Origin of the sequence: Halobacillus sp. A5, assembly GCF_024189315.1 — a bacterium.
Taxonomy (GTDB): Bacteria; Bacillota; Bacilli; order Bacillales; family Halobacillaceae; genus Halobacillus_A.
This window is the reverse complement of sequence record NZ_JAIZEO010000002.1, coordinates 296,188-309,524: the sequence shown is the minus strand read 5'-3', so window position 1 is coordinate 309,524 and position 13,337 is coordinate 296,188. Positions and strand designations below refer to the sequence as shown.

At 45.1% G+C, this 13,337-nt stretch carries 14 protein-coding genes; 1 reads left to right on the top strand and 13 read right to left on the bottom strand.

What is annotated here, in order from left to right; translation table 11 throughout:
• Window positions 1-262: 262 nt before the first annotated feature.
• From LF822_RS09740 to LF822_RS09685, 12 genes are all read right to left on the bottom strand, one after another.
• Complete coding sequence (locus LF822_RS09740) at window positions 263-1,546, bottom strand: GntP family permease (RefSeq protein ID WP_253924254.1); 1,284 nt, start codon at window positions 1,544-1,546, stop codon at window positions 263-265.
• Between the two features lie 27 nt (window positions 1,547-1,573).
• A complete protein-coding gene (locus LF822_RS09735) occupies window positions 1,574-2,746 on the bottom strand; it encodes an acetyl-CoA C-acetyltransferase (protein ID WP_253923837.1) in 1,173 nt (390 codons plus the stop codon).
• A gap of 12 nt (window positions 2,747-2,758) precedes the next feature.
• The gene (locus tag LF822_RS09730; RefSeq protein WP_253923836.1) at window positions 2,759-3,529 is read right to left on the bottom strand and encodes a 3-hydroxybutyrate dehydrogenase; all 771 of its coding nucleotides are present in this window, start codon (window positions 3,527-3,529) and stop codon (window positions 2,759-2,761) included.
• Window positions 3,530-3,550: 21 nt separating this feature from the next.
• Window positions 3,551-4,225, bottom strand: a complete 675-nt coding sequence (locus LF822_RS09725; RefSeq protein WP_253923835.1) for a 3-oxoacid CoA-transferase subunit B — start codon at window positions 4,223-4,225, stop codon at window positions 3,551-3,553.
• Between the two features lie 24 nt (window positions 4,226-4,249).
• Window positions 4,250-4,939, bottom strand: a complete 690-nt coding sequence (locus LF822_RS09720) for a CoA transferase subunit A (protein ID WP_253924253.1) — start codon at window positions 4,937-4,939, stop codon at window positions 4,250-4,252.
• A gap of 227 nt (window positions 4,940-5,166) precedes the next feature.
• Window positions 5,167-6,531 (bottom strand): sigma-54 interaction domain-containing protein, encoded by a 1,365-nt coding sequence (locus LF822_RS09715; RefSeq protein WP_253923834.1) that lies wholly within the window; start codon window positions 6,529-6,531, stop codon window positions 5,167-5,169.
• Window positions 6,532-6,799: 268 nt separating this feature from the next.
• Complete coding sequence (gene rbsB, locus LF822_RS09710; RefSeq protein WP_253923833.1) at window positions 6,800-7,732, bottom strand: ribose ABC transporter substrate-binding protein RbsB; 933 nt, start codon at window positions 7,730-7,732, stop codon at window positions 6,800-6,802.
• A gap of 29 nt (window positions 7,733-7,761) precedes the next feature.
• A complete protein-coding gene (locus LF822_RS09705; RefSeq protein WP_253923832.1) occupies window positions 7,762-8,697 on the bottom strand; it encodes an ABC transporter permease subunit in 936 nt (311 codons plus the stop codon).
• Between the two features lie 3 nt (window positions 8,698-8,700).
• Entirely contained in the window at window positions 8,701-10,200 is a 1,500-nt protein-coding gene (locus LF822_RS09700) for a sugar ABC transporter ATP-binding protein (RefSeq protein WP_253923831.1), read from the bottom strand.
• Window positions 10,201-10,218: 18 nt separating this feature from the next.
• Entirely contained in the window at window positions 10,219-10,614 is a 396-nt protein-coding gene (gene rbsD, locus LF822_RS09695; protein WP_253923830.1) for a D-ribose pyranase, read from the bottom strand.
• Window positions 10,611-11,507 carry a ribokinase gene (gene rbsK / locus LF822_RS09690; protein WP_253924252.1) on the bottom strand — a complete coding sequence of 299 codons (897 nt, stop codon included), beginning with the start codon at window positions 11,505-11,507 and terminating at the stop codon, window positions 10,611-10,613. The genes rbsD and rbsK overlap by 4 nt, the downstream gene beginning before the upstream one ends.
• Window positions 11,507-12,502 carry a LacI family DNA-binding transcriptional regulator gene (locus tag LF822_RS09685; RefSeq protein WP_253923829.1) on the bottom strand — a complete coding sequence of 332 codons (996 nt, stop codon included), beginning with the start codon at window positions 12,500-12,502 and terminating at the stop codon, window positions 11,507-11,509. Before LF822_RS09685 ends, rbsK begins: the two co-directional genes overlap by 1 nt.
• Before the next feature lie 217 nt (window positions 12,503-12,719).
• Between LF822_RS09685 and LF822_RS09680 the strand changes: the two genes are divergently transcribed.
• Entirely contained in the window at window positions 12,720-12,926 is a 207-nt protein-coding gene (locus tag LF822_RS09680) for a hypothetical protein (RefSeq protein ID WP_253923828.1), read from the top strand.
• 115 nt (window positions 12,927-13,041) lie between these two features.
• On the opposite strand, the gene LF822_RS09675 is transcribed toward LF822_RS09680, so the two are convergent.
• Window positions 13,042-13,296, bottom strand: a complete 255-nt coding sequence (locus LF822_RS09675) for a biotin/lipoyl attachment domain-containing protein (RefSeq protein ID WP_253923827.1) — start codon at window positions 13,294-13,296, stop codon at window positions 13,042-13,044.
• Between the last annotated feature and the right edge of the window lie 41 nt (window positions 13,297-13,337).

Below are 13,337 nucleotides of genomic sequence, written 5' to 3'. Positions count from 1 at the left end.
GAAAACGGACGTTAATATTAGTATCCATTGTACGCTGTACCGCTCCGTTTTTAAAGTCTGCGGCCCTGTAATTCTTTAATGTAATGGAGAACAAGGGATTATGGGCGAAAGGGGTGTATTTGTGGGCGCTCAGCTGCCGTTTGCGGGCGAAAATCATATTTTATGGGCGGGTATTAGTCACTTTTGGGTCAATCCATCCCACTTATGGGCAAAAATACTCCTGCTAAAAATCACCTCTATCCACAGACAGAGGTGATAATTTTTACAAAATTCCTATAGATGATAATAAGATAACAACGGCCACCGAAATAACCGGAATGAGTACGGCGACGACGAAGATATCTTTATAGCTGTCTTTATGCGTCATCCCTGTGATCGTCAGCAGCGTAAGGACGGCACCGTTGTGCGGCAGGGCATCAAGACCACCCGAAGACAGGGAAGCAATTCGGTGAAAGGCTTCCGGACTTATCCCTGTATCCATCGCAATTTCATAGTATCTCGATCCAAGCGCTTCCAATGCAATTCCCATACCGCCCGAAGCAGAACCGGTCGCCCCGGCAAGGACGTTAACGGCGACAGCCTCTGAGATAAGCGGGTTGCCGCGGACGCCCATTAATACTTGTGTTAATTGCTCGAATCCGGGAACGGCACGGACAACTGAACCAAATCCGACGGCTGCACTCGTATTAATAATGGCAATAACAGAGCCGCCAGCTCCCGCGTTAATAGATTTAACGAACTTCTTGAATTTAGCAAAATTTAAAACCATAATAAGCAAAATACCTAAAATCAAAGCAACAACGATATCCCAGTTAAATAGGTTTAACGTGACGAGGACAGTAATCAGCGGCAGGACTGATAGAACAAAATGAGGAATTTTTTCATCATCTGCTACTAGATTGTTATCCTTCGGCTCTGTAAAGAATTCTCCCTTATCCGTCAGCTTCTTCTCCCGCCAGCGCAGGTAAAAGTAACCGCCGACGGCCATAATCAACGCTGCAATAATCCCCATAATCGGAGCAGCCGAAGCATTCGTCTGAAAATACTCCATCGGGATTAAGTTCTGAATCTGCGGTGTTCCCGGGATCGCTGTCATCGTAAAGGTAAAAGCGCCTAAAGCGACAGTTGCCGGAATTAAACGCCGGCTGATATTGGCTTCCCGGAATAAAGAGATGGCCAGTGGATATACGGCAAATACAACGACAAACAGACTTACTCCTCCATAGGTTAATACAGCCGCTGACGCCAGCACCCCGAGAATGGCACGTTTAGTTCCAATTAATTTTGTTAAAGCAACAGCAACTGACCGTGCCATCCCTGTATCTTCCATCAATTTCCCAAATACAGCTCCCAGCATAAAGACAGGGAACCAGTCCTTCGCAAATCCAACAAAACCTTCCATATATGTGTCCTTGTATGCGTCAAGCAGATCGAGTCCTCCTGTAAGCGCGACGACCCCCGCTGCAATCGGGGCGACCCAGATGATCGACCAGCCTATATATGCTAAGGCCATGAGGACAGCTAGTCCTAATAAAATTCCAAGCATCATGATTCCTCCTTCAACCTTGATTTATTAAAGCGCTTCTACTATCATTGCGATTCCTTGTCCGCCGCCGATACACAGCGAAGCGACCCCATATTTCTCATTTCTTCTTTGCAGTTCCTTCACTAAAGAATAGAGCACTCTTGTGCCGCTCGCCCCAATGGGATGTCCGAGAGCAATGGCACCTCCGTTCACATTTACTTTCTCCCGATCCAGGCCTAATTCTTTTTCTACAGCCAGGTATTGAGCAGCGAAGGCTTCATTCACTTCCACCAATGCCATATCGTCCAACGTTAAGCTTGTTTTGGCTAAAGCATTCTGAATAGCTGTGACGGGACCGATCCCCATATAAGCTGGATCAACCCCAGCTAATCCATAAGAAACCACCTTCGCTATCGGAGCAAGACTCTTCTCTTCTACAAAATCTTCACCAGCTACAACCACCGCTCCAGCACCATCATTAATGCCGCTGGCGTTGCCTCCTGTCACTGTCCCATCCTTTTTAAAGGCAGGCTTCAATTTAGCAAGCCCCTCGGCCGTGGTGTCAGCGCGTACATGCTCATCTTCGTCCACAATGAAAGTACCTTTACGGGATTTCACTTCTACCCCTGCGATTTCTTCTGCCAGCCGTTCTTTTGCACGTGCCGCCCGCTGATGACTTAAAGCGGCATATTCGTCCTGGGCTTCACGCGAGATTTCATATTTTTCCGCCAGGTTCTCAGCTGTTACGCCCATGCCGTCTCCAATATATTCATCAGTTAAAGCAGCCCAGAGCATATCATCTACTTTAGGTGCAGCTAATTTTGTCCCAAATCGGCTTCCCCTTAAAGCATGCGGGGCAAGACTCATGCTTTCTGTGCCGCCGGCTAAAGCAGCTCTTCCGTCGCCAAGCTGAATAGACTGCACCGCAGAGACCACGGACTGAAGCCCGGATCCGCACAAGCGGTTCACAGCTAACGCAGGACTATAAATCGGCACCCCTGTCTTGAGGGCCACGTGCCTCGCTAAATAGGGAGCGTTTTTTGCCGAGTGAATGACATTTCCAATGATGGAAAAATCAATATCTTCTGCCTTAATGCCGCTGCGGCGGATCGCTTCTTTACTTACAGTGACGCCTAATTCGGTTGGATCCACATCCTTTAATTTCCCGCCAAATGTACCAAAAGGAGTACGCGCTCCTTCTAAAATATATACACCCTTCATAAACATCCTCCTTTATTGAGCGGTATAGCCGCCATCGATAACAACAGCCTGGCCGGTAATCCCTTTTGCTTTCTCATCCGTTAAATACAGCACGTAATCGGCAATCTCCTTTACCGCCAGCAAACGTCTCTGCGGGACAAGCGGATAAATGACTTCTTCGAGAACCTTCTCAAGTGATACACCGCGGTTCGCTGCTAAATCCTCCAGCTGATTACGGACGAGAGGCGTGTCCACATAACCCGGGCAGATCGCGTTCACCGTAATTCCGTGCTCTGCTCCTTCAAGCGCTGTAACTTTCGTCAGACCGATCACGCCGTGTTTTGAACTGTTGTACGCCGCTTTCCCGGCAAAGCCGATTAATCCGTTGATCGATGCCATATTGATAATCCGGCCGAAGCCCTGCTTTTTCATAATCGGAAATACGTGTTTTGTAGCCATAAACGGAGCGACCAGCATGACGTTGGTAATAAACTGAAACTTCTCGGTCGGGAAATCCTCAACCGAAGCCACATGCTGTAAACCGGCATTGTTAATTAACACATCCAGCCTTCCATATTGGTCAACCGTTTGATTAATGGCCGCCTTCAGCTCCTCCTCATTCGTAACATCGCATTTCACCCCGATACAGTCATGCCCCCGGCTTCTAAGGTCAGCTGTCACTTCATTCAGCTTCTCTTCGTTAATGTCACTAAACGCCACCTTCGCCCCTTCTTCGGCAAAAGCCAGACCAATTTGATAGCCAATCCCACTTGCTGCTCCAGTAATAAATACAACTTTCTCCATCTACAACTCCCCCTTTGATGATTAAAAAGATGCTTCAAGTAAGTTCGGGTGAACCTTTAAGTCTGCTTCCGTCGAATCTTTAATCTCCTGGACCGTCCACCCTTCATCAACTTCCACTAATTCGAGCCCTTCTTCCGTTACGTCGATCACTGCTCGTTCGGTAATGATACGATCGACTACGCCTTTGCCCGTTAACGGAAGCTGACATTGCTTTAATATTTTCGACTCCCCATGTTTGTTGACGTGGTCCATGATGATGACAATTTTGCGGGCACCGTGTACAATATCCATGGCACCGCCCATTCCTTTAATCATTTTGCCTGGGATCATCCAGTTGGCTAAGTCACCCTTTTCATTTACTTCCATGCCCCCGAGAATAGCCAGATCAATATGCTGTCCGCGGATCATCGCGAACGACTCTGCACTACTGCAGTATGAAGCCCCAACCGAAGCAGTGACCGTCTCTTTCCCGGCATTGATTAAGTCTGGATCGACTTCATCTTCGTAAGGGGAGCGGCCGATTCCAAGTAAGCCGTTCTCCGATTGAAGCACAACCTCCTTATCCTCCTGAATATAATTCGCCACCATCGTCGGCATTCCAATGCCTAAATTTACATAGAAACCGCTTTCAATTTCCTGTTCAGCTCTTCTTGCAATCTTCTCCCGAACGATTGCTTTGTCCAGTTGTACAGCCATGTCTAACTCCTCCTCTATTTATGCCTACTGCCTTAGTGTAAGACGTTCGATGCGTTTTTCCTGGGATCCTTCAATCAGCCCTTGCACGTAAATACCCGGTGTATGAATGTGATCAGGATCAAGCTCACCTGGTTCGACGAGCTCTTCCACTTCTGCAATCGTCACCTTTCCTGCCGCTGCGATCATCGGATTAAAATTACGGGCCGTCTTGTTGTAAACCAGATTCCCATATCGGTCTCCTTTAGCTGCCCGGACGAGACTGAAGTCTGCCTGCAGTCCCTTCTGCAGTAAGTATTCTTGCCCGTCAAAGGTCCTTACTTCCTCTCCTTCTGCAAGCGGCGTCCCAACCCCTGCAGGTGTGTAAAAGGCCGGAATCCCTGCACCTCCTGCGCGGATCCGTTCAGCTAACGTTCCCTGCGGCGTAAGCTCGACTTCAAGCTCGCCTGCTAAGACCTGACGTTCAAATTCTTTATTTTCCCCGACGTAAGAACCGATCATTTTATCAATTTGTTTATTCTTTAACAGCAGGCCGAGACCCCAGTCATCGACCCCGCAATTATTGGATATGACCGTTAAATGCTTCACCTTGGATTTCACCAGGGCCAGAATTAAATTCTCTGGGATCCCTACCAGTCCGAAGCCTCCCACCATAATTGTTGAATAATCTTTAATTTCATTTACTGCCTGCTCAAATGACGGATGTATGGTTTTCATCATCTATGCACTCCCTTCATTCTTATACATGCAAAATTCGTGCCAACTTTTTATATCAAGCTGAACACTGATAGACAGGGAGTTGTATGCTTCAACAAGTTAAATCACTTTTCGAAATTCTGGAATCCATTCTACAGCCTGCCTCTAATATTTTGAAAACCCTTACAAAACAAACGAAAAGAAACCATTCCAATTTTGTGGAATGGTTTCCGTATTTATGGAATGATTCATATGTGATACTTTTTCACTTTCTCATAAAGACTTGATTTACCTATATTAAGCGTCTTCGCTGCTTCAGCCCGATCTCCGCTGACTTTTTTTAAGGTCTGTTCAATGGCCTGTTTCTCTGCCTTCTCCAACACATCCTTTAAAGTATCTCCTTCTTCAAAAGCATAAGTTTTATGCTGGATATGGTCAGGCAGATCCTCCACTTGAATGGTTTCCGTATTCGTTAAATGTACCGCCGCTTCAATGACATTCTCAAGCTCCCTGACATTGCCGGGCCACTCATACTGCTGAAGACACTGGTACACCTCCCGATCGAAATCAACCACCCGCTTCCCTACGCGTTCCGTGACCTTCTGCAGTAAATATTTTGACAGCACGCGCAGATCTTCCGGCCGCTCTCGCAGCGGAGGAATTTTTACCTGGACGACGTTAACTCGGTAAAATAAATCCTCCCGGAACTGCTGCGATTGAATCAGTTCCTCCAGAGACTGGTTGGTGGCGGCTATGATCCGTACATCAATCTGCTCTGGCTTCACACCACCGACAGCCTCCACTTCCCCTTCCTGCAGCACGCGGAGAATTTTTACCTGAGCATGAAGCGGCATATCCCCTATCTCATCTAAGAAAAGCGTGCCGCCATTGGCCAGTTGAAACTTACCTGGTTTCCCGCCTTTTTTCGCGCCGGTAAACGCCCCTTCCTGATAGCCAAACAGTTCAGACTCCAATAAGTGCTCCGGGATCGCTGCACAGTTCACTTTAATAAAAGGCTTCGTATGGCGCTCACTCAGCTGGTGGATGCTGTGGGCAAACAGCTCCTTCCCTGTCCCGCTTTCCCCTCGGAGTAAAATCGATACATCTCCAGGGGCGAGTTTCATAATCTTGTTTTTGAGCTGATCCATTTCAGGCGAGCTGCTGACAATATCATGAAGCGAATACGTGGCCCCGTTTTTCTCATTCATTTGTTTGCGGTAGGCTTCAAGCTCCAGCAGCAGGGCTTTAATATGGCTGTTCATCTTCAGCCACTCCTCTGTATCACGGAATAGAACCATCCCCAGAGCGCCCACAATTTTTCCATCCGAACGAAGCGGTATACGGTTCGCCACCATGTATTTACCCCGGATTTCCTGAAGGTCGGCCATTTCTTCGATCCCTGTCTCTGCCACAATGTGCATCCTCGTGTTATCGATGACCTCTGTAACATGCTGTTCTTTCACTTCAGATTTATTGAGCTCAAGGAACCGGCAGTATCCGTCATTCATATATGAGATAAAACCATTGTGGTCTACAATCACAATACAATGATTGGCGTTACCGAAAAAAGTCTCAAAAATGTCATTCTTATAATCCTCAAGTATCGATAACATATATCCCAACTCCTGTGATAACGTTTTCAAATCTTCTTACCTAGAAGTTTATCACTTTTAGGGACGCGCTTCTATACCATCAGTCGTTCTGTGTGGGGTTTATGGGCGGATGTAGACGATTTATGGGCGAATTTGAAAAATTAAGGGCATTAATCGGAAGTTATGGGCGCGGACGGGATTTTATGGGCGATTCAGAGTAATTTATGGGTATTTACAAAGTTTTACGTACAAAGGAAAAGAGTGCCCTGAAGAGCACTCTTTTCTATTCTTATTCAGTAATAAGCTCCAATTCTACAGGGATAAATTCATCTACTTCTTCCCCATCTACTACCTGACCAGCCGTCGCGATCGCTTCTTCTCCAATTAGTTCAGGCTGCTGCGCAACTGTGGCATCCATACGCCCTTCGGAAACAGCGTCGCGGGCGTCAGCGGTTGCATCAAATCCTACAACGACTACTTCATCAGCTAAATCATTAGATTCAAGTGCTTCAACTGCACCCAAAGCCATTTCATCATTATGGGCAAAAACAGCATCAATTTCATTGTTGCTTTGAAGAATATTCTCCATTACGTTTAAGCCGTTGGAGCGGTCAAAGTCAGCCGACTGCTGGGCTGCCACTTCCATTCCATCCAGTTCATCAACGATATTATGAAATCCTTCTCCTCTTTCCCTTGTCGCTGATGCCCCGGAAATTCCTTCAAGCTCTACTAAATCTCCCTCTTCTTCCAGCTGTTCAGCGATATACTCGCCAGCCATTTCTCCGCCTTCCACATTATCTGAGGCGATGTGTGTAACTACTTCTCCCTCATCTGCTGTACGGTCTACTGTAATCACCGGAATGTCTGCACTGTTGGCAGATTCAATGGCCGAAGAAATAGCTGATGAATCAGTAGGATTTACAAGTAAAACGTCAATGTCCTGCTGAATAAGGTCTTCAATATCACTAACCTGTGATGCTGAATCGTCCTGGGCATCTGCAGTCGTAATCTCGTATCCTGCTTCTTCCGCCGCGGCTTCTGCTCCGTCGCGTAAGGAAACGAAGAAAGGATTATTCAGTGTAGAGATGGACATCCCGATTTTGATAGATTCATCGCTATCTCCGGATTCATCATCAGAAGAGCTGCCCGGACTTTCTGTTGAACAAGCTGCCATAACAACCAATAAGCTTACAACACCAATTGTTTTTAACCATTTTCTCATGTTTCTTTTCCTCCCTTTTATATAATTAATTATTTGGATCTGCGGTCTAGTAAGACTGCCAGCAGAATAACGCTGCCTTTTACAATTTGTTGATAGAACGAGGAAACGTTTAATAGATTTAACCCGTTATCGAGGACACCTATAATCAAAGCACCTATTAACGTGCCGGTGAGCCACCCCCGTCCACCTGTAAGGCTTGTACCTCCGAGAACTACAGCGGCGATCGCGTCTAATTCATACATCGTTCCCGCTGTAGGCTGTGCGGAATTCAGCCGGCTCGTTAAGATAATGCCGGCTAATACAGAGAGCATACCAGTAATAGAATAGACCCAGATCTTTACTCGGTCTGCTCTGATTCCAGATAAAATAGAAGCTTCTTCGTTCCCGCCTACCGAATAAACCTGACGGCCAAAGATGGTATTTCTCAGAATAAAAAACAATACAGCAAAAGCAATCAGCATTAAAATTACCGGGAATGGAACACCAAACACATAGCCTTTTCCAATCATTTCAAACGAGAAGCTGTCAGAAAGTCCTGTAATCGGACGCCCGTCGGTATAAACTAGCGTAGCTCCACGGAAAATAGTCATCGTTGCCAGCGTGGCTATAAATGGAGCGACTTTTCCCTTAGTAATAATCAACCCGTTCACAGCACCCATGAGGAGCCCTGCTAACAGACCAATAAAAACAGCTAACATTGGATCCATTCCACTGGCGAGCATTCCAGCCGTTAAGGCACTGCCAAATGCAAGAATGGAGCCGACAGATAAGTCAATCCCTCCAGTCAAAATAACAAACGTCATTCCGAAAGCGATCAGAGCATTAATTGAGATTTGCCTTAGTAAATTTAAGATATTATTCATAGTGAAAAAGCTGTCACTCGTAAAACCGAGGATAATGACAATGATAATCAAACCTATTAAAGGTCCTAACTGTGAAAGATTGTTAACGATTTTTTTCTTCATTCCTTACTCACCTCCTGTAGCCGCATGCATGATCTTCTCTTGATCGGCTTCGCCCCGTTTGAAGACTTTTGCCATCTTTCCTTCGTGGATCACCATAATTCGATCGCTGACACCTAGTATTTCCGGCAGCTCAGAGGAAACCATAATAATGGCGACGCCCTGCTCTGTTAATTGATTCATAATATGGTAGATTTCCTTTTTAGCTCCTACATCGACACCTCTAGTCGGTTCGTCTAATATAAGTAAACGCGGCTCGATACCGAGCCACTTGGCAATAACCACCTTTTGCTGGTTGCCTCCGCTTAAAGATTTAACCTCCTGATCCCGCCCCGTCGTTCTAACGTGGAGCTTCTTAATTAAATCATCAACTAAATCTCTCTCACGGGCATTCGAAACCCACCCGCCACAGGAAACCGCTTTCAAATTTGTTAAAGCAACATTTTCCCTGATTGATAAATTAAGTACAAGTCCTTCATCTTTACGGTCTTCAGTTATAAAGCCTATTCCAGCTCTAATCGAGTCACGGGGATGAGTGACGTCTAGTGGCCTGCCTTGTAAAAGCACCTGTCCTTTTGACTTCTTAGCTGCACCAAAGATCGTCTCCATAATCTCTGTACGTCCGGCGCCCATCAATCCTGCCACCCCGAGGATTTCTCCTTCTTTCACTTGAAAGTTAATCCCTTCAAACCATTCATCTCTTGCTAAGTCCTTCACCTCTAGTAATGTATCTCCTATTACACTCGACCTCTCTGGAAATCGTTCGCCTAAATCTCTGCCTACCATCATTTTCACGATGGCTTCAAAGGAAGTTTCCTTAATTGGTTTGGTTCCGATATACTGACCATCCCGGAGAACCGTGATACGGTCACATATTTGAAAAATCTCCTCCATCCGATGAGAAATATAAACAATACTTACACCTTGTTTGCGGAGCGACTCAATAACTTTAAACAGGCTGGTAATTTCCCGGTCAGTTAAAGCGGCAGTGGGTTCATCCATAATAATCATTTCTGCGTTCGTTGATATCGCTCTGGCAATCTCAATCATCTGCTGTTTTCCAACGGAAAGGTTACCGGCTGTTTCATTAGGTGGAATATTTTCCACTCCCAGGCGTTTTAAACTTTCCAACGTTTGTGTTTGCATCTCCCGTTTCCGCAGAATTCCTGTTTTTCCTATCGACAGCTCTTTTCCTAGAAACATGTTCTCCGTTACGGTCAGGTGGGGGATAATATTTAATTCCTGGTGAATAACTACAATGCCCTGTTTTTCGGCTTCTTTCGGGTGAGAGAAGATAACATCCTTCCCTTTTACAGTGATCGTGCCGCCGTCTCGAGAATGAATGCCTGTTAATACTTTGATCAGCGTCGATTTTCCCGCTCCATTCTCCCCCATCAAAGCATGAACTTCTCCAGCCTGGACGGAGAAATTCACATTTTGTAAAACACGGTTTCCCGCAAAGGATTTATCGATTTCACTCATTTTCACTAGATTCTGATCGTTCATACCACTCACCCCTTTCTCTTAAAAAATAACGCCCGAATGTAAAATAATGTTGGAATATGGTGTCGCTTCTCCTGTTCTAATAATAACCTTTGCCTCGTTTGCTGCTTTTTTAAATTCTTCATGAGGAAGGCTGGAGAATTTTTCTTTAGTAAAATGATTATGCAGTTCAGTAAGTATCTCCTTGTTATCACTTTCCATTTCAACAGCCACTGTTACGGATTCAATCTCCATATCTTCTTTTATCGTTTCTAAGACCTGAATGACTCCAGGCGTCCCTAAAGAAAGTGAAACATCAATACATTTCATATGGTCAGGGATAGGTAAACCGCAATCTGCAAGTACGATCGTATCGGTGTGTCCTAAACGCGCTAAAGCACTGGCGATCTCTCTATTTAATACACCCTGCTTCTTCATAAGCCACTTGACCTCTCTTTTAAGAAGCTTTGAACCTCTTCCAGCGCGGGCATTCCTCCCTGCGCCCCTTTACCCGTAACAGATAAAGCGGCTGCTGCATTAGCAAACGATACAGCACTCTTTACGAATTCACCCCGTCCAAGCTGAGCAGCCAAAGCACCATTAAAAGTATCACCGGCGCCTGTGGTATCTTCAACAGGAACCGTATAGCCGGGAACCAGAACTTCTTTTCCTTGAAAATAATAAGAGGCCCCTCGTTCTCCTTTAGTAGTAATCCACTTCTCTAACAACTCATTACTGATCAAATCATTCTTAAGCAGATCCGCCTCTATCTCGTTTGGTGTCATAAAGTCGATTTTACTTACAACAGCTGCTGGTAACGGCTGATAGGGTGCCGGATTTAATATAACGGGAACCCCTGACTCTTCAGCCACAGCAGATACATAGGCAATCGTTTCAATAGGTATTTCCATTTGCATTAATATGATGTCGCTCCCTGCAAGAGCCGACCTGTATTTTTCAACGTAAGAAGGTGTAACGAATTGATTAGCTCCTGGAGCAACGATGATTCGGTTATCGTTGTTGGATAATATAATGGTGGCTGTACCCGTCGCTGTTTCATCCAGTAGAGCAGTTGCCGAAGTATCAATTCCTTCAGCTTGAAGATGATCCATAAGACTTCGGCCAAACACATCATTGCCGACAGCGCCCACCATTTTAACTTCGCTTCCTAATCTTGCTGCAGCTACAGCCTGATTTGCTCCTTTACCCCCCGGGTAGGTGGCAAAGCTTTCGCCCAATACTGTTTCCCCTTGGTTTGGAATTACTGAGGTAGAAACGGTTAAATCCATATTGATACTGCCTACTACGCAAATTGTTGGTTTTTTATGCATCATTGATTCTCCCCCTTCTTTCGAGTCGAATCTCGTTCAATAAGCTTGACGGAGAATTCTTCGACTAACGTTTGAGCTTCATTTTGTTCCACCTGCTTTATAAGCATCTCAGCTGCCCTTGCTCCAATTTGATAAATGGGCTGCGCCATCGTCGTTAAAGCTGGAGAAGTGGTCTCTCCGAGTTTAATCCCGTCAAATGAAATAATAGATAACTGATCAGGAACAGAGAGACCAAGAGATTCTGCCGCCTTAATGGCTCCTACTGCCATTAAGTCATTGGCCACAAACAATCCATCAATTTCAGGATGTTTTGTTAAAAGTATTTGTGTGGCTTTTTTTGCCCCTTCGAAGTTATACTCACCCTGTTCAATATACTCATAGTTAAACCATTCACTTTTTTGAGCGATATCTAAATACCCTTTTAAACGCTGTCTGGCATTACTTACGTGTTCAGGTCCTGACACATGAGCAATTCTCCTGCAGCCAATATCCTTTAAATATTGCGTGGCTTCTTTTGCCCCTTCACGATTATTTACAGTTACTGAGGAAATATTAGTGTGGATAATACGGTCCAAAGCTACAGCAGGTATATCAAAGTTTTCCATGTACTCAGCCGTCATGGTACTGGAAACAATAATAATACCGTCTACAGACTTTTGTTTTAATGCTTCTAAGTAAGCCATTTCTTTATTAAGGTTGTCGTCAGTATTACACAAAACAAATGTAAAACCTTGTTGTGTCGTCATATCTTCTACAGCACGTGCCAATTCCGGAAAGAAGGGGTTCATGATATCGGGAACAAATAAAGCAATCATTTTTGACCGTCCCTTAAACAAGCTCCGGGCGACATCATTCGGCCGGTAATTCAACTGCTTAATAGCTGCTGCTACTTTTTCCCTTGTATTATGGCTTACATAACCATTTCCGTTAAGAACACGAGATACGGTTGCTACTGAAACTTGAGCCAGCTTTGCAACATCTCTTATCGTTGACATTTCGGTCATTCACTTCCCTGTTTACTTGCGTGTGTAACCCGTTACATATTCGGCAAAAAATATAGAAATAAAACATGTAACCCGTTACACATCATCTTAAAGCGCATACATAAGATTGTCAACCTCTTATAAACATTTCAAAATTTAAGCTCAACAACTAATTGGAGCCTCCATAAACTACTCATGGAATGGAATGAAATCAAAAGGAGTGCACAATATGAATAACTATTACCGAGGCAGCGGATACCCTTACCATCACCAGGCACAAGCTCCCCTTCAGTACAGCCAGTACCAGGCAGGACCTCAGTTTTTTCACCCAAATCCCCAGGAATTGCAAGCCTGTCGGGACAGGTGTTTTCAGTTAGGCTACCGACCTGGGACTCCAAACTGGAGAAATTGTGTTCACGGATGTATGGGATATTAAAATGAGCTCTCAATTATAACTCACGAGAAGAATTTTAGACTACCAGAACCCCGTTCAATTAAAAAAAGCCTTTATGCCGGATCATCGCGTCCAACATAAAGGCTTAATCTATAAATCAATCACTTCCTGTGATGAGTAAATCATCTCTAAGAACAGTCAGCACAGATTCAGGTGTGACTTCTTGTCCAGGTGCCAGGTCGATTTGTGTGATCGTCCCGCTGACGCCTACACATACTTCCACGACTTGCTTATCTTCTGTTTCGATTAAAAATAACGGTTCCCACTCATATACATAGGCTTCGTCATCTACACAGACTTCCTTAATCGATCCATAACAAGGACTGTACACCTTTTCGAGTACTTCTTTCATAGTTTCGCTCCTTTTCTAGTTTCCACCTTTCCAGAGTTCCT